11 protein-coding genes are annotated in these 16,507 nt (G+C 42.2%); 5 read left to right on the top strand and 6 right to left on the bottom strand.

All coding sequences use genetic code 11. The features are described from left to right. Positions 1–165 precede the first annotated feature (165 nt). Positions 166–996, top strand: a complete 831-nt coding sequence (locus F9817_RS07495) for a MurR/RpiR family transcriptional regulator (RefSeq protein WP_161154339.1) — start codon at positions 166–168, stop codon at positions 994–996. Positions 997–1,264: 268 nt separating this feature from the next. Next, positions 1,265–2,314 (top strand): NAD(P)-dependent alcohol dehydrogenase, encoded by a 1,050-nt coding sequence (locus tag F9817_RS07490; RefSeq protein WP_161154338.1) that lies wholly within the window; start codon positions 1,265–1,267, stop codon positions 2,312–2,314. Positions 2,315–2,683: 369 nt separating this feature from the next. Here the strand turns inward: F9817_RS07490 and F9817_RS07485 are convergent, their stop codons facing one another. Continuing rightward, positions 2,684–4,897 carry an AAA family ATPase gene (locus tag F9817_RS07485; RefSeq protein WP_161154337.1) on the bottom strand — a complete coding sequence of 738 codons (2,214 nt, stop codon included), beginning with the start codon at positions 4,895–4,897 and terminating at the stop codon, positions 2,684–2,686. Between the two features lie 763 nt (positions 4,898–5,660). Between F9817_RS07485 and ltrA the strand changes: the two genes are divergently transcribed. Together ltrA and F9817_RS23980 are read left to right on the top strand one after the other, a co-directional pair. After that, positions 5,661–7,133: a group II intron reverse transcriptase/maturase gene (gene ltrA / locus F9817_RS07480; protein ID WP_161154336.1), complete on the top strand. Its 1,473-nt coding sequence runs from the start codon at positions 5,661–5,663 to the stop codon at positions 7,131–7,133. A 382-nt stretch (positions 7,134–7,515) separates the two neighbouring features. Continuing rightward, on the top strand, positions 7,516–7,893 hold the full coding sequence (locus tag F9817_RS23980; protein WP_161154335.1) for a DUF4430 domain-containing protein: 378 nt from the start codon (positions 7,516–7,518) through the stop codon (positions 7,891–7,893). A 95-nt stretch (positions 7,894–7,988) separates the two neighbouring features. On the opposite strand, the gene iolB is transcribed toward F9817_RS23980, so the two are convergent. Continuing rightward, positions 7,989–8,807: a 5-deoxy-glucuronate isomerase gene (iolB, locus tag F9817_RS07470; RefSeq protein WP_161154334.1), complete on the bottom strand. Its 819-nt coding sequence runs from the start codon at positions 8,805–8,807 to the stop codon at positions 7,989–7,991. A gap of 89 nt (positions 8,808–8,896) precedes the next feature. After that, positions 8,897–10,405: a CoA-acylating methylmalonate-semialdehyde dehydrogenase gene (locus F9817_RS07465; protein ID WP_161154333.1), complete on the bottom strand. Its 1,509-nt coding sequence runs from the start codon at positions 10,403–10,405 to the stop codon at positions 8,897–8,899. 730 nt (positions 10,406–11,135) lie between these two features. Here F9817_RS07465 and F9817_RS07460 point away from each other — a divergent pair. Then, positions 11,136–12,689, top strand: coding sequence for a DUF1593 domain-containing protein (locus F9817_RS07460; RefSeq protein ID WP_202436378.1), 1,554 nt, complete (start codon positions 11,136–11,138; stop codon positions 12,687–12,689). Between the two features lie 88 nt (positions 12,690–12,777). On the opposite strand, the gene F9817_RS07455 is transcribed toward F9817_RS07460, so the two are convergent. The 3 genes from F9817_RS07455 to F9817_RS07445 form a co-directional block, all read right to left on the bottom strand. Continuing rightward, positions 12,778–13,947, bottom strand: coding sequence for an ROK family protein (locus tag F9817_RS07455; protein WP_161154332.1), 1,170 nt, complete (start codon positions 13,945–13,947; stop codon positions 12,778–12,780). Between the two features lie 239 nt (positions 13,948–14,186). Continuing rightward, a complete protein-coding gene (locus F9817_RS07450; protein WP_161154331.1) occupies positions 14,187–15,362 on the bottom strand; it encodes a pectate lyase family protein in 1,176 nt (391 codons plus the stop codon). Between the two features lie 11 nt (positions 15,363–15,373). Further along, positions 15,374–16,462: a pectinesterase family protein gene (locus F9817_RS07445; RefSeq protein ID WP_161154330.1), complete on the bottom strand. Its 1,089-nt coding sequence runs from the start codon at positions 16,460–16,462 to the stop codon at positions 15,374–15,376. Between the last annotated feature and the right edge of the window lie 45 nt (positions 16,463–16,507).

The following is a 16,507-nucleotide window of genomic DNA, read 5'->3' as shown; positions in this document are numbered from 1 at the left end:
CTGGCTTTTTTATCACCTAAGATAGAAATTTGAGAGCATTTCCTTTATAGTTCCACACGGAACGTGAAATATTTGTATTAAAAAAATAAAAACCGGAACACCTTCGTCAAATTTAATCTTATTTGGGCTTTCTATTCATTAACAGAAGCATAGATGACAAACATTATGACAACAACAACACAACTTGCGGAGCTACAGGAAGAGATCCGTGCTCGTTATAGTAGTTTAAGTAAACGTTTAAAGCAGATCGCACAATATGTGCTAGATAATAGCAGTACTATTCCTTTTGATACCATAGCGGAAATAGCCAAAAAAGCCGATGTTCCACCTTCTACATTAATTCGTTTTGCGAATGCGTTTGGCTATGATGGTTTTAATGAAATGAAACAAGTATTCCGGGATAACTTGATGGAAGATACCGTAAGTTATACCGAACGAGTTAAGCTATATCGTCAAACCAATGATGACGGTATGGATGCACCAGAATCGCCCAGTGAGATTTTAAAAACGTTCAGCATGGTGAACGCCACGGCACTTAAGCAGTTACCTAACTCCATTAATAAAGAGGATTTGGCGCTTGCCGTTGAGTTACTCAATAACGCGGAAAATATCTACGTGATTGGTTTAAGGCGTTCTTTTAGTGTCGCTTCTTACTTAACTTACGCGTTCCGCCACTTAGAACGTCGAACCTTTTTAATTGATGGCTTAGGCGGCATGTTCCGTGAACAATTGGCATTAGTGAAACCGACCGATGTCGTGATTGCCATTAGCTATTCACCTTATTCTAAAGAAGTGGTCGATTTGGTCCAATTAGGTGTTGAAAAGGGCGCCAAACAGATTGCGATTACCGATAGTATGGTCAGCCCACTTTCTGCCTTTAGTGATGTGTCTTTTGTGATTCGTGAAGCACAAATGGACGGCTTCCGTTCGCAAATCTCTTCTATGTGCCTAGCACAGACTCTCATGCTGTCTATGGCCGTTGATAACGCCAAATAACTGCTAAGTGCAATGTATATAGAGCGCCACATGATGGCGCTCTTTTCGTTTTATGAAATAGCATCTGGCAAATATTATAGAATTAGGCAGAATTCTCGGACTATCAGGCAGTCACTTCCACTTAAATTTCTACTAAGATTATTTATTCATAAAAGTAATATTCGTCCTCATTGAATACTCTTTAGTTTTTTCAGTAAAAGAGACTACAGAGAATGATTCGAGCCGTTCTATTGCAAAAGTCATACAGCTAAATTCAAAGGAAGCGAAAATGAAAACAGTAGGTTATGCAGCACATTCTGCAGATTCTGAATTGGTTCCATATCATTTTGAACGTCGTGAATTACGCGGCAATGATGTCGCAATTGAAATTACCTATTGCGGCGTGTGCCATTCAGATTTACATACCGTAAATGGTGATTGGGGGCCTCAGCCATATCCTTTAGTTCCTGGACATGAAATTGTCGGAGTAGTGACTGCAATTGGTGACGACGTGGCAACCTATAAAGTAGGTGATAAAGTCGCTGTTGGTTGTATGGTGGATTCTTGTCAAGAATGTGACCAGTGTGAGCACGGTGAAGAGCAGTACTGTCGTCATGGCATGACGCCAACCTACGGGGCTCCTGATCGTGAAACTGGGGAAATCACTCAAGGTGGTTACTCAAAACACATTGTGGTCCGTGAAGAGTTTGTCTTACGTATTCCAGACAATATGGATATGTCGCGCGCGGCGCCGATTCTATGTGCAGGTATTACGACATTTTCACCGCTGCGTACGTGGAATGTGAAAGCAGGCACACGGGTTGGTGTTATCGGCCTTGGTGGTTTAGGGCATATGGCGGTTAAACTGGCCGTCGCAATGGGTGCTGAAGTGACGGTGATCAGTCGCTCGAACAATAAAGAAGCCGAAGCAAAAGAGCTAGGGGCAAAAGGGATCTTAGCATCCACCGATAATGAAGCGATGCAACAATCACTCAATGCGTTTGATTTAATTATCGATACTGTGCCAACTAAGCACGATGTGAATATCTACACGCCGTTATTAGATGTTGACGGTTCACTCGTTATTGTCGGGCAAGTAGGGCCTTTAGAAGAGCTAATGTCAGTACCTCTCGTGTTTGGCCGCCGCCGTGTTGCGGGCTCTCTCATTGGTGGTATTGCGGAAACTCAAGAAGTGTTGGATTTCTGCGCGAAGCACAATGTGTATCCAGAATGCGAAATGATTAAGATTGATGAAATCAACTCTGCATTTGAACGCTTAGCAAAAGGCGATTTAGCGCACCGTTTTGTGATTGATATGGGTTCTTTAACCGCCGCCTAATTCAATGATGAAAGAATGGCGATAAAAAGGCCATTAGTAGAATAAAGCGACCCCCAATAGTTGGACGCCAATTATTGGGGGCTTTTTATTTGCGTGAAATGAACAGTAGAAGGGCACAGCTGTCGTCGAACATTAAAGTTTTGAACTCAACAATAATGACTAGAACTGGGACAATAAAGTTCGAAACTTTTTGAACCTTTTTGTCATAATTGGCGTTTTTGCTCTAACAAGGTTTTGCCCCAAAATGAGTTTGAGGCAGCAAACACCATAAATATCAGTTCGACGGTTTCTTTTAGATTTTCTTATGCGACCATGGAGTCAGCCTAGGAATCACTGACTCTAGGTTGAGGTCAAAACGCAAAGAATATATCAAGCGAAATAAGCGTCATAGTGTGGCTTATCATTCATTTCAATAGCAGCGCAGATTATGTTCCAAATAGCCACTAATTGTGGTTGTACGGCTTGAGGGAGTTGAGTACCAAGCTCCATCGACTTTGCATGGCATTTTTCATTCATGTACTCGTACAATGCGTTTGCCTTCACTTCTGCGTCATCAATACCTTTCAAGAAATTAGGGGCGATATGATCTATCCCTTGCCTTCTGAAATCAGTCAGGTTGAACCTAAAAGAAAAATACACTTCCATAATCTTTCTGACATACGACTGAACCGCGATAGCGTCACAGTTTTGTGGTTGGGTAACAGCTTCTTTGACTTTACTGATTAGATAAGCGTATTCAGACCTATGATTTTTCAATATGTCAGGCAACTGGTCAATTTGCGAATAATCGCCATTACGGTTAATCAAGAAGTACTGCGAACGTTTCTGATTGCCCTTAGTTGCACGATAGTAAGACATCCACATCTTCACTAGATTGAAGAATTCAAAGTTATGCGTAGATATAAATAGCTGTTCTACGTGGTCATGATTAAGCTTATTTTTAATAATCCCAAGAACGTTGTAAATATGGTTTGAATCTAGGCTAGATATGGGGTCATCTAGATACACAATTGGCTTAATATCTTTCAGTGCTTCATCTTCAAGCTGCGTTATGAAATACGCAAAGGCAATAGCCGTGCGTTCACCATCAGATAAGTGCTTGGCTTCTCGGTCTTCACGCATGAACTTGTAAGTGCCAGCAATCGGTTTAATTTCAATATCTGTCTTACCAAAGTACTGTCTTAGGTTGTTATTAAGGCTTTGGGCGCCTTGCTTAGTATTATTCAGTTCAGATTTGATGATATCGACACGTGTATTCATAGCAATGATGTTATCTTGCAATGTTTGAGCAGTATCTTTAAATGCTTTTATATCTAATGCTGCATTTGAGTGGTCGTAATCCTGAGACTCTTGATATACATAGTGACGCTTGATCGCTTCAATAGCTTGTCTCTGTTCAGTTGAATGATTAGAGGCTCTTTTGTTATGCGCTGCTATTTGCGCATTGAATTTTTCAAGTAACTCTGTTGCATCTGGCAAAGTATAATCTGAAGCACTGAAGGGGACATCTTCAGCCATGTGTTCTTTTTTATCGGTTAGTAAATTAATTAGTGATAGCTTTACAGCATCAAAAGATAGATTTAGTGGTTCAACTTCATTTCTAAGATCATCAAATCCAGCCTGTAGGTCAGGGTACAACTGGCTAGTTTTAGGAATACCGGAAATTAATGATTTTGCTTTTACTGAGGCAATAGCAGAATCAATTCGCTGACTTAACTCTTTGTACGCCTTTGAGAAGTATGTATTTAGTTCATCTAACCGTGCTGGATTGATCGGACTTTGACAGAACTGACAAGTCGTGTGGCCTTCGTTATGTTCAATACCTTCTTCAACCCAGTCCCTTAATTTCTTGTCTGCATCTAATTCAGCGATGGTTATCTGTGTAACTGACGTATGCAAGATATCTGCGACTTCATTTAAGAGAATTGTCATATCAGGAACAGTAATTACTGTTTTAGGCGCACTAGCTACGGCAGTGGCTTTTGCTGTATCTGTGAACGCACTAAGTTGCTCTGGTGTCAGTTTATGTTCAGCGATTGCACCACCAAGCATTGATTTTACACTTGCTGCATTGAAGGTAGATCTGCCAAGAATGTTTAAGTCTGTGACATTGCGACCAACGGCTGAAAGTCGTGAGTTCTTTTCTTTTTCTTTGTTATTCTTTGATTCTAATATTTTTATTCGTTCTTGTTCTTTGTTGGGAATAGCTGCTTCAAGTTCTTGAATTTCATTTTCTAAGTCTATATTGCGTTCACCAACAATCAAAACGGGGCTAACACTTGATTCATCAAAATTAACGTTCTTTGCTATGTAATCTGAATTGAATACACGTAGGTTCTCAACCTTTTGGAGCTCGTTACTTTTGATTGAAATGCTTTCATGCTGATCAATTACAAACGAACCAGTTTCATACCCCTCAGGCGTTTCACCTAACTGCAACGCACGGAAGATTCTAGATAATGTTGTCTTCCCTGAATAGTTAAAGCCATAGAACAGATTGAATTGATAGAAAGGCTGGCCAGCATTAGTCTTAGCATCCTTAAAAATACCAAAATTTTTTATCGATTTTATGTTTTTAAACATGTATATACTCCAGAAAAAGCTCAGAGTATTGTACTACGTGTTATGTGTTTATTAATGCAACTTATTTTATATTTCGATTATCTGTGAATAGTAACCGAATTTGAAGATGAATCTCCCCCAAAAATCTATTTATCAGATATAGCAGCACTCAACCGCAATTCCTAACTTGGTTTTGTCCGTGCGACCTGAAGTCGTATGGAGCGTTGTTCACCACGATAAGAGTGAACCATCTGTATCACCAGGTGACCCTAGGATTCTGAATAAAGCAGCGAATCCGACAATGTAACGAAACTCGGTTGTTAGACTGAGTGGGAACTGAATCGTGAGAGAACGTTCCTCCTGATAACCACAAATCGGGTAAGTGCTAGGGTGTCAGTATGATGAACGTAAGTGAATCCATGTAAGGCGCGTTATACGATGAAGCAGCGGAAGTGGTTTGTACGCTGTGGCCAAGAAGGCAATGAGAGCCGGAAAGAAGTTGGACAGTACTCTTTCGTGATCGATGTGCTCTCCGCACTATAGTGGGCATCTAACCTGATATTTTACGCGACATACGAAACAGGGTAAGCCTGTATATCTCCCTTTCGGGAAAGTAGTCTGCGAAGACTGCCGATAGGTGTGCAGGTAAAGGAGGTTAGAAAAAGCAAATGCCGCTTTGTAATGAAGTGGATACAGGTTTATATCTGGCGCGAAAGCGAGCTGACTTCTAACTGGTCTCCCGTTGCAAGATGATTTGAAGAACTTTATTTAAGGAGAAACGCAAATGGTGGCTTCATTAGAAGTTAGTGCCTCTCCTAACAGCATTCAATGGCAATCCATCGATTGGAAAACTGTCGAGTTGCACGTATTAAAGCTTCAAATGCGCATTGCAAAAGCAACCCGAGAGGGAAAACACAGTAAAGCGAGAGCTTTGCAGTGGATCTTAACACACTCAAGATCAGCTAAACTACTGGCTGTGAAGCGAGTGTCTCAAAACAAAGGCAGTAACACACCCGGAATAGATGGAGTCATCTGGAATACAGATGCTCGTCGGATGACCGCAGTAGATCAATTGAATCGTAAAGGTTATCGAGCCAAACCACTCAGACGCATCTACATCCCGAAAAAGAACGGCAAACTTAGACCTCTAGGCATTCCATGCATGATAGATAGAGCGCAACAGGCTCTGTATTTACTTGCTTTGGAGCCGATATCGGAAACGATAGCTGATCCTAACAGCTACGGTTTTCGCCCGAATCGCAGTACTGCTGACGCTATAGCACAATGCTTTAAATGTTTGTGTCTTAAGCGCTCAGGTAAATGGGTTTTGGAGGGGGATATTAAAGCTTGCTTCGACAAAATCGGGCATGAATGGCTAATTGAAAATGTTCAAATAGACAAACGAATGCTAAAGCAGTGGCTAGGCTCAGGCTATATTGATAAAGGTTTGTTTTACCGAACATCGGAGGGAACTCCGCAAGGCGGAATTATCTCTCCAACACTTATGTTACTGACACTTGCGGGCTTAGAAAAGCTTGTAAAGGAAGTAGGCAAGAGCTCGGGAGAACGAGTTAACTTCATCGGTTATGCGGATGATTTTATAATAACCGGATCATCAAAAGATGTTCTTATTAATGAAATCAAACCTCGGTTAATTGGTTTTCTAAAAGAAAGAGGGTTGGTACTCTCTGAAGAGAAAACACACCTTACTCATATAGATGATGGCTTTGACTTTTTAGGTTTTAACCTAAGGAAGTACAAAGGTAAATTGCTCATCAAACCGAGTAAAACTAACGTTCTCTCTTTCTTGGGAAACTTGCGTGAACTCATCAAGAAGCACGCAACAATGCCAGTCAATGATCTTATTAGACTATTGAATCCTAAACTGAAAGGTTGGGCGAATTATTATCGTCACTGCGTTGCAAAACGAACCTTCGGCTATCTCGGTCATCAAATCTTCTGGCTTCTTTGGCGATGGGCGGTTAGACGCCATCCTACTAAGCCAAAAGACTGGGTCAGGCGCAAATACTACATGAATAGAAGTGGTGGTTGGCAATTTCACGGTTGGCAGAAAATCGCGAACATGGACTGTCATTACAACTTAGTTCAAATAGCGAAAACGCCGATTAAAAGACATGTGAAGATCCGAAGTGCGGCTACACCATTCGACCCCCAATACCAAGATTACTTGGCAAAGAGGAAATCGAAAAAGGAAAGTCGTCACTCATGGTTGGAGCCTGCTTTAACTGCTATCTAGGTTGTTGGGTAACGTAATACGCCTTAGTGGAGGCTTGAGCCGTATGCAGTGAAAGTTGTACGTACGGTTCTTAGGAGGGCGGCACTTGGTAACAGGTGTCGCCTATCCGACAAAAGTGTGTTTCGAATTTTGTTGTAGCACATTCTTTGGATAGCTACGCGGATTGACTGTAAGTTTCAATTTTTATTGTTACATTTGATCTCTGATCGTCACGATGGAAACGAGCTTCGGAAGCACTAAAGTTTCAAATTTTAATGTTCTCCGACAACAGCAAAGGCTTTTTAGCACAATCAGTTAACCAGTTCGTGATCCCATTCTTGTTGTTTAATTAAACCGTAGACTATGCTTTTTATTTGATAATTAACGAAAAGGGAGCGGTCGAGTGATCACAATTAATATTCAAGACAAACCCCTAGTGGAGATTGAATATCTTCATCCAATGAATGCACAACAAGCGTTAGAAATGGCTTACGATATTATCGATGATGCAAGCAAGTTTTCTTATTCACTAGAATACTATGGCGCTAATCTAGGGTACTTGGTTGATATGATCAACGATACTTATGATACCTACGAGCCTGGAGAACATCCGTATTTCTTCTGGGAGTTTTTGGTGAATAACCAAGAAGCCATGGTTGGGATTGATAATTTAGATTTACACGATAACGATGTGATTAACATGCGCTACATTGAGTTTGATCCTAACGAACATGATGAATGGATGCAGTCACAAACAAAAAGAGACAAGTTGCACTCGTAGTAGAATAAATGAAACAAAAAAGGCGGCCAGTCGGGTGACAATCTGGCCGCAATAAATTATACCCAGCAGCTTGAGGAGACTGAGTATAAACCTACCTAGTCTTCTTTAGGGTAATCGGCGGTGTTGATCCAAGAATGATCATCTTCCCAAGTGAATTTCCATTGGCGGATAGGACCTGCCATTACGTTTAAGTAATAGCCGTCATAACCCGCTAACATGGCTACTGGGTGGTAGCCGCGTGGTACTTTAACAACATCATGATCGTAAACCGCCATGGTTTCATCGAGATCACGTTCATCAGTATAAACACGTTGTAAACAGAAACCTTGCGCTGGATTTAAGCGGTGGTAGTAGGTTTCTTCCAAATAAGTTTCAGTATCCGAAGCTGTGTCGTGCTTGTGGCTAGGGTATGAGCTGGTATCACCTTCGGCGGTATAAACTTCAACCACTAGCAAGCTATCTGCAGGTTCTGTTTCTGGCAGAATATTTTGTACGTGACGTTTGTTGCGACCTTTACCACGGTATTCAACACTGACGTCATCAGGGCCGATTAAGCGAGCTGGCAAGTTGCCTTGGCTAGGGGCGCTACATACGGCTAATTCAAGTTTTGTTGTGGCTTCAACGACTACTTTGTCATCATGTGGGACATAGACAGAGTAGGCTGGTATTTTTTCAAATACATCCATACGTTGGCCAATTTCCCCAAAAGACTCTTTGCTTGTGGTGATTTTTGCTTTACCAGCGATCAACACCAAACATAGCTCACGATCGCCACTTTCTAGTGTGATGGTTTGACCTTTAGTCAGTTGATAAGCATCGAAACCAACATATTTCCAACCTGCGTTTTCTGGAGTGATATGTTGAATGAGGCCTTCCCCATTCGGTTTTTGGTATTTCGATAGTAAGTTACTCACTGGAGACTCCTTATTTTCCCTGTCGAATGGGAAGTTGTAGCGTGCTATTCAGAGCACGCTACAGCTCCTATGGCTTTGGGGTTATTAGTTTAACCTAGCGTTGGCATGCTGAACTCAGCAATGCTGTGTTCGCCATTTGGCCAACGTGTTGTAATGGTTTTCATACGAGTGTAGAAACGAACGCCGTCTGGACCGTGTACGTGTAGCGCACCAAAGATTGAACGTTTCCAACCACCAAATGAGTGATAAGCCATTGGTACAGCAACTGGAACGTTAACGCCGACCATACCTGCTTGTACACGCATAGTGAAGTCACGAGCGTATTGGCCATTAGTAGTAAAGATCGCGCTACCGTTACCGTATTCGCTGCTATTTACGATTTCAAGGGCTGTTTCATAATCTGGTGCGCGGATAATACCGAGTACAGGGCCGAAGATTTCTTCGCGGTGAATACGCATACCTGGTTTCACATTGTCAAATAGCGTACCGCCAACGAAATAGCCATCAGGGTATCCTGCCACTTCATGGTGGCGACCATCGACAACCAATTTAGCCCCTTCTTGTTCACCAATGTTGATGTAACCTAGCACTTTTTCTTGGTGAGCTTTAGAAATTAGTGGGCCCATGTCTTTGTCTTTTTGGCCTGGTTCAGGAATACCTGCACCAATTTGTAGAGCTTGTACTTTTGGTGTTAATTGGCTAATCAGTTTGTCTGCGGTGTCATCACCGACAGCAACAACAATTGGTAGTGCCATACAACGTTCACCAGCAGAGCCGTAAGCACCGCCCATGATGGCATCAACACAAGAATCAAGATCGGCATCCGGCATGACAATCGCATGGTTTTTCGCTGCGCCAAAGGCTTGAACGCGTTTACCGTGTTTACTTGCTGTGCTGTAAACGATTTCTGCAACAGCAGATGAACCAACAAAACTTACCGCTTGAATGCGTGGATCTTCAGAAAGAATCGCTGCACTGTCGTTAGGGCAGTGGATCACGTTGAAGACACCATCAGGAAGGCCGGCTTCTTTTAGCAGTTCTGCCATTTTCATTGCTGCAGATGGTGCTGTGACAGGTGGCTTCAAGACGAAAGTGTTACCACAAGCAAGAGCAACAGGGAACATCCACATCGGTACCATTGCTGGGAAGTTAAATGGTGTGATACCAGCAACAACACCAAGAGGTTGCATGACAGAGAAGCTGTCGACATTAGTACCTACGTTGTTCGAAAACTCACCTTTTAATAGGTGTGGGATACCACAAGCAAATTCAACAACTTCAATACCACGAGTAAGTTCGCCTTGAGCATCTGATAATACTTTGCCGTTTTCTTCAGAAATGATTTTTGCTAGTTCTGTACGATTTTCTTCGAGCAAATCTTTAAATTTAAACAGAATGCGTGCTCTGCGTAGTGGAGTCATTGCCGACCATGATGGGAATGCTTTGTCTGCTGTATCAATTGCAGCGCGAATTTCATCATCACTACTTTGAGTCAGTTGGGCAATCACTTGACCTGTTGCTGGGTTATAAATAGGTTCAGTTTTGCCTGTGTGGCTGACTTGAGTACGTCCACCAATAAAATTGCCGACCGTGTTCATATCTAGTTCCTTTTGTTTCGTTGTTTGGAAAATGCGTTATCGAACTGTGCGTTTTGGTTCTCGTGGTTGGCTTCATTCGAAAACGATGGTGATAATTTATTATTTCGAAATAAATATTTCAATATTATTGGTCATTAATTTGTTGTTTCATTTTTGGCTTTGTGATGATCCGCTCGTTTTGATGGGAAAAACGTTAAGATTAGACTTAATAGCAGAAATGAGCGGTTTTATGTGAGCCAAACCACTGTAATTATATGATTAATGTGGAAGTTATCGTTCTTTCTTATTTTGGGAGTGTTTTATATAGCGTATTCAAATCGATAAAAACGGGGACGATAAACTGAGTGAGGAACGAAAAATGGTCAAGGGAGATCAAAAGAATTGGGTCAAAAATGGAATGTTCATTAAGAAATGAAATGCAGAGATTTTCATTGTTGTCGTTAATTTTGGAATAAAATTTCTATTTTTAAAACGGCAGACAGTCACAATTGTGATGCGTCTAGCTGAAATAATCAGTGCATACGTTATCATGGCAGTATGAATTAAGTGGTCATATTCCTTCCAATAGCCAAATTTCTTCAGCTCTGTTCTTCCTTATGCCTAAGTGAACTCCGAATATACGATCCTGTGCTCATCAAAGAATACAGTTCAAGAAAAATCACAGCATAAATGTCATTCTTTCGTTCGAAGTGTTCTGTCACTCCTAACACCCAAACAAAAGGTTAATTCTATGACTAAACACAAACACGTTACTTCTGCGATGTTAATGTCGGCCAAAAAGTGGGCGTTCTCTTCTTTAGCTGCGTTAGTGATGTCTAGCTATGGGCTGACTGTTCAAGCTCACAGTTATCAACCAAACCATGTCGATCAGTATACGGGTCATACCCGCATTTTTGTATTGTCTGATATTGGTAATGAACCCGATGATCAAATGTCGATGGTTCGCTTGCTGACTTATTCAAATGAGGTCGATATTGAAGGACTTGTCGCTACCACATCAGTTTGGCAGCGGGCAAAACGTGAAAAAGATACCATCAACCATATTATTGATGCTTACCAACAGGTTCGTCCTAATTTAATGCAAAATGCCCAAGGCTGGCCTACAGCCAAAGCTCTGAAGGCGGTAGTGAGTACCGGACAACCGGGATATGGTATGGCTGATGTTGGCAAAGGGAAGTTATCACAAGGGGCGAAAAACTTAATTGCTGCGGTAGACAAACAAGATGATCGACCTTTATGGGTGACGGTATGGGGTGGTGCAAATACCCTAGCGCAAGCACTCTACCAAGTAAAAGAGACGCGCAGTGCTGATGAATTGGCGGCGTTTGTGTCTAAACTTCGTGTTTACTCCATCTCTGACCAAGATGATGCGGGCCCATGGATTCGGCAACATTTCCCTCACTTATTCTATATTGTAAAACCGTCTTCTCCTGATGGCGGTGAGTATGCATCTGCAACGTGGACTGGGATTGCTGGGGATAAATATTATAAAAATGGTGCAGGTGCAGATTTCAGCCATGTGACCAATGAATGGTTGGAAACACACATTCGTAAGGGCCCACTAGGTAAACATTATCTGAAATACATGTTCATTATGGAAGGCGATACCCCTGCCTTTTTAGGCTTAACCCAAAATGGTCTAAACAGTTTTCGTAACCCAAGTTGGGGTGGGTGGGGTGGCCGTTATATCTACCGTCAACCTTATGGTGAACAGCATGCTATTTGGACTCAAGGGGGAGATTGGTTCGGCCGTATAACGTCTTCAGATACAGTAACAGGTATGGACGGTAAACAATACACCTCAGATCAAGCGACAATTTGGCGCTGGCGAGATGCGTTCCAAAATGATTTTGCGGCCAGAATGGACTGGACGGTCAAACCATTTGATGAGGCAAATCATCAGCCAGTGGCGGTTGTGAATAGTAATAGCTCTAAGGATGTGATTTATATTCAGGCGCAACCAGGGGCAACTGTCACTCTCGATGCTGCAGAAAGTAGTGATCCTGATGATAACGATTTAACCTATCACTGGTTCAATTATAAAGAGGCGGGGTTCTCTGGGATCGCGAATCAACCGGGCATTGCAGACATCACCGTTCAGGATGCGGATAAAGCAAAAGCACGTGTGAAGATAAACCAAGCATGTCGTGAAGGATGGCTTACTTTACCCAATGCAACCTGTCCTAACGGAGGTGAGGCTCAGGTTATTTTGGAAGTGACTGATAATGGGCAGCCTCAATTGACCAGTTATCGTCGAGTGATTATTAAAGTCAAAAATGACTAGGGTGATTCCTTGTCAAAATGGCATAATTGATTGAAAAAAAGAGGCATGATGATGCCTCTTTTTTGATCTATTAATCGTGGGCTACCACTTATACTTGATAAGACGAGTTGGTCAGTTCAATAAGTCCGTAAAAAGGGAGGTTATGGTCTTTTTCGTACCAAAGGTTAAGTTTGGACTCTGCGAATTTGAAATCGTTACTTTCATTGAGCTGCCGTAAAATAACAGGCTTTAAGTGATCGTATAAAATACCCACGGGACCCGATAAAATCACGTCATGGATATCCCACACAGTAGTAAACTGCCCAATGATAAAGCCTAAGGCTTCACCTGCTTTGTTAACCACATCGATATACGGACGATTGCCTTCGGTTACCTGAGTTGAAATATATTTCAGTTGCTCTTTGTAATCGGCGCCAGGAATCGTTTTTCCCGTGCTGTCCTCGATCTGCTGAATGATAGCGCGATATGTGACATATGTTTCGCAGCAACCATGCGCACCACAATAACAAGGATTACCATCGCGTTTGTAGTTCATATGAGTAATTTCAGGTGCAGTACCATCAGGGCCGAGCATGATTTTATCATCGATACTGATCCCAATACCTACGCCATAGGCAAGCAAGAGATCAACAAAGTTGCGGATACGACTGTAGTTAATCTGTAATTGAGTGGTATTACAAAATGCAATGTTGAATATTTTTGCTGGACATCCAAGCTCTTGTTCAATCAAGTTTGCAAAATTGAAATGGCGCTCTTTAAATAATTGGCTCGAGTGAATGACACCGCTACGTTGCGCAATTTTGCCTTGTGTCGCGACGGTAACAATACGAAGCTCATTAAAAGGGACATGATGCTGACGGCACAGTTTTTTGCCATGTTGCTTAATGATCGCTACTAATTCTTTCGCTTCAAATACTCGCTTTTCTTTAGGTAGATCCCAAGAAATTTTTTCATGCCCTAATATCTTGTTGGTATGATCGATCAAAATGACGTACAGCCCTTCGATCGATAAGTGGCAACAAATGCTCACATTTTTACCTGCGACTAACCTTAATAGCGTTTTTGGTCGGCCTTTAGTGCATTTAGCGGTGCTTTCATGTTCAGGCACTTCTTCAACTAACTGTCGTGTTATGAGTTGTTGAGTGATCTTTGTCAGCGATGATTTAACTAAGCCGGTTTGATTGGCTAAATCAACTCGTGACAGAGGTTGGCGTCTGAGCAGTGCAATCACCTGGTTCTTACCGTTTATATCTGTCATTACACCTCTGTATCCATATCCATTGCGATGAGCAAAATCATGTTATTCATGAGGAGCACTATAACAGGTTTCGAACACTGTATTCTATTAGCAAATTAAAATAATAGGTAGCATGTCCCAATACAGACAAATTATGTAATTTCAACTGGTTAGTTATATTTTGTGTGAGTTCTGGTGTGGCGTAAAACAAACAGAAAAGGTGGGCGTGATGCCCACCTCGGTTGAGTCTATGTAAGTGACTAACTTGAAAACAGTTTTCCCGCTCCTGCCTGCTTAATTAGTGTGGTTAGCTCAGCAACTGGTTTGAGTTGATAATGATAGGGAAGTGACCATTTAGTCTGTTGCTTTAAGCCGCAAGCATTCAGATCGAGCGGTTTATCGTTAACGAGTGATCCGCTGTCAACCAGTTGGCCAAAATGTCCGTGACTTAAATCCTTATAAATATCACAAGGATTGGAGAGGTGGGCGACTTGAAAGAGATTGTTTTCTGACAATACTTTCCCTTCTGATCCCATGCCAAATGAATAACTGTAATGATAGTTTTTGGCGTCTTTATTACCGAAAAAGACGTTGTTATATGCATGGATCTGACCAAACCTAACTCGAGGTGTACGTTGGGTGACATTGCGGAACACATTGTCAACTAAGGTCACATGGAGTTTTCCTTGGTCTTGTTTGCCATTATGGTCGCTATGACCGATGAGCATGGTTTTGTCATGATTTTCAAACACAGAGTTTGAAATAGTCACATAATCGCTGCCTCGCTTTATATCCAATTCGCCATCATGTTGAACGTATTTCCATCCGTCTTTATGCTGATACATACTGTCGGTAAAGCTACCATCAGTAATGGTAATGTGATCAATCCACACATTGTTTGCTGTGGTAATGTTCATTCCGTCCCACTCGGCATTCCAGCCATCGCCTTTTTCGAAATGAGGGGCGACATCGACGGGCGTTTCAATAGCGATATTACGCACAATGATGTTATGCACTTTTTTTATAATCAGTGAACCATTTTTGAACCCAGCAGATTGAGTCATACCAATAATTGTGGTGTTGCTCGGAATTCTAATTTGAGAGCGCCGCTTTTGGTCGGCAAAACTGGTGTAGGGCTGACCGCCACTGAGGTCAATGCTAGCCTCAATCAGCAAGATTTTTGCTTGTCCCTTTGCTGAGTTAAGTGCTTGACGGAATGTATCGTTAGATGTGATGTGATAGATGTGCTCAGCGTTCGCTTGTGAGCCACCGCTGGTGCCACCATTCATGGCGGCCCAGCCATTGCTGGGCGCGCTTTGGTGAATAATCGCTTGGGTATTATCCGCTGCCAGCGCTGACGCTGAAACAAACGCAAGAGCCGCCAGTGCTGTATGAATACATGGTTTCCAAGCGAAAGATAAATAGTGTGTTGCCATGATTGATTCCGTTATGAATGATACCAAGTGCCACCAAGAACATGCTCAATGGTAAGTTGTTTGGCGGCTTTGTCACTTAAGATATGCTGTTTACCTGCTTTATTTGCTGCTGGGCCTGTACTGCCGTATTCATAAAAACGGGCATCCGTATCGGGATTAAACCAAATACGTTGTTTGTCTTTATCCCAGCCCGACATCTTATCCCAGCCATATAGATGATCATCAAGATAGCAGTGGTAGTAAATGGTTGAACCTTTGGCGTTTGGATCGGCATAGCGTCCGTCGGCAAAGGTTCTGGATGGATGCCAAGGTCGTCCTAACCCAAAGCTATCGGCAGGAACATTGGCCTCTTTGGTAATGCGGCTATTAATAAACACCAACCCATACGGTTGGTTGATGTCCGTACTTGGCGCGGTAATGAAGCCCATTGTTGTCATTGGACGTGTTCTGGCGCGAGCCACAATGTTACATTGATCGAAAACGGCGACACCACCGCCAAAGATAAAATCCACGTTTCCTTTTACCGTGCAGTGATTGAAATAACTGGTACTGTCGTGACGCACCAACAAAGTGTCTTGGTAGCCATCCAGAGTCACATTAAGAATTTTGGCTCTTTCCGCGCCATTGCCAACCGATAATGCCACCGCTTGTGAAGAGTTGATGCGAGTAGGATCATCTTTCGTTTTGACATCGTTCGCCGGGTAATCAAAGCTATTTTTTACCGTAAGATTTTTTAATGTCACATCATTGGCTTTGATGCGAATAACAAAACTTTTTGATGTACCCCAATGTTGGCCTTGTGGGTTGGTCATTCCTGATGCTGCGTCATATTGAACAATCGTTTTATCTTCGCTTTCGCCTTCTAGCGTGACGTGATCGACATTGACATCAAACTTTTCGTTGTACACCCCGTTTTTTATATAAATCACATAGTTTTCTTTGTTGCTGTTTTTAGCGGCTTGCAGCGCTTGAGTTATTTTGCTGAATTGATGTTCACCGTTGGGAGTAGGGGTGACTAGCGCATCGAATTGAGCTGGATTAGCATAAGCAAAGGTACTTGATAAAGCGCAGAGCAATGCTGCGGTCATTTGAATTTTCATTGTATGCCTCACGGTATACCTATCCCTGACAAGAGTTAGGTACCT

The organism is Vibrio eleionomae, from assembly GCF_009874545.1.
Taxonomy (GTDB): Bacteria; Pseudomonadota; Gammaproteobacteria; order Enterobacterales; family Vibrionaceae; genus Vibrio; species Vibrio nitrifigilis.
This window is presented reverse-complemented; position numbering and strand designations above follow the sequence as displayed.

What these genes read in the sequence shown, in the direction of transcription:
- F9817_RS07495 (WP_161154339.1), top strand. Translation starts at nt 166, where the DNA reads ATGACAACAACAACACAACTTGCGGAGCTACAGGAAGAGATCCGTGCT.
- F9817_RS07490 (WP_161154338.1), top strand. Translation starts at nt 1,265, where the DNA reads ATGAAAACAGTAGGTTATGCAGCACATTCTGCAGATTCTGAATTGGTT.
- F9817_RS07485 (WP_161154337.1), bottom strand. Translation starts at nt 4,897, where the DNA reads ATGTTTAAAAACATAAAATCGATAAAAAATTTTGGTATTTTTAAGGAT.
- ltrA (WP_161154336.1), top strand. Translation starts at nt 5,661, where the DNA reads ATGGTGGCTTCATTAGAAGTTAGTGCCTCTCCTAACAGCATTCAATGG.
- F9817_RS07465 (WP_161154333.1), bottom strand. Translation starts at nt 10,405, where the DNA reads ATGAACACGGTCGGCAATTTTATTGGTGGACGTACTCAAGTCAGCCAC.
- F9817_RS07460 (WP_202436378.1), top strand. Translation starts at nt 11,136, where the DNA reads ATGACTAAACACAAACACGTTACTTCTGCGATGTTAATGTCGGCCAAA.
- F9817_RS07455 (WP_161154332.1), bottom strand. Translation starts at nt 13,947, where the DNA reads ATGACAGATATAAACGGTAAGAACCAGGTGATTGCACTGCTCAGACGC.
- F9817_RS07450 (WP_161154331.1), bottom strand. Translation starts at nt 15,362, where the DNA reads ATGGCAACACACTATTTATCTTTCGCTTGGAAACCATGTATTCATACA.
- F9817_RS07445 (WP_161154330.1), bottom strand. Translation starts at nt 16,462, where the DNA reads ATGAAAATTCAAATGACCGCAGCATTGCTCTGCGCTTTATCAAGTACC.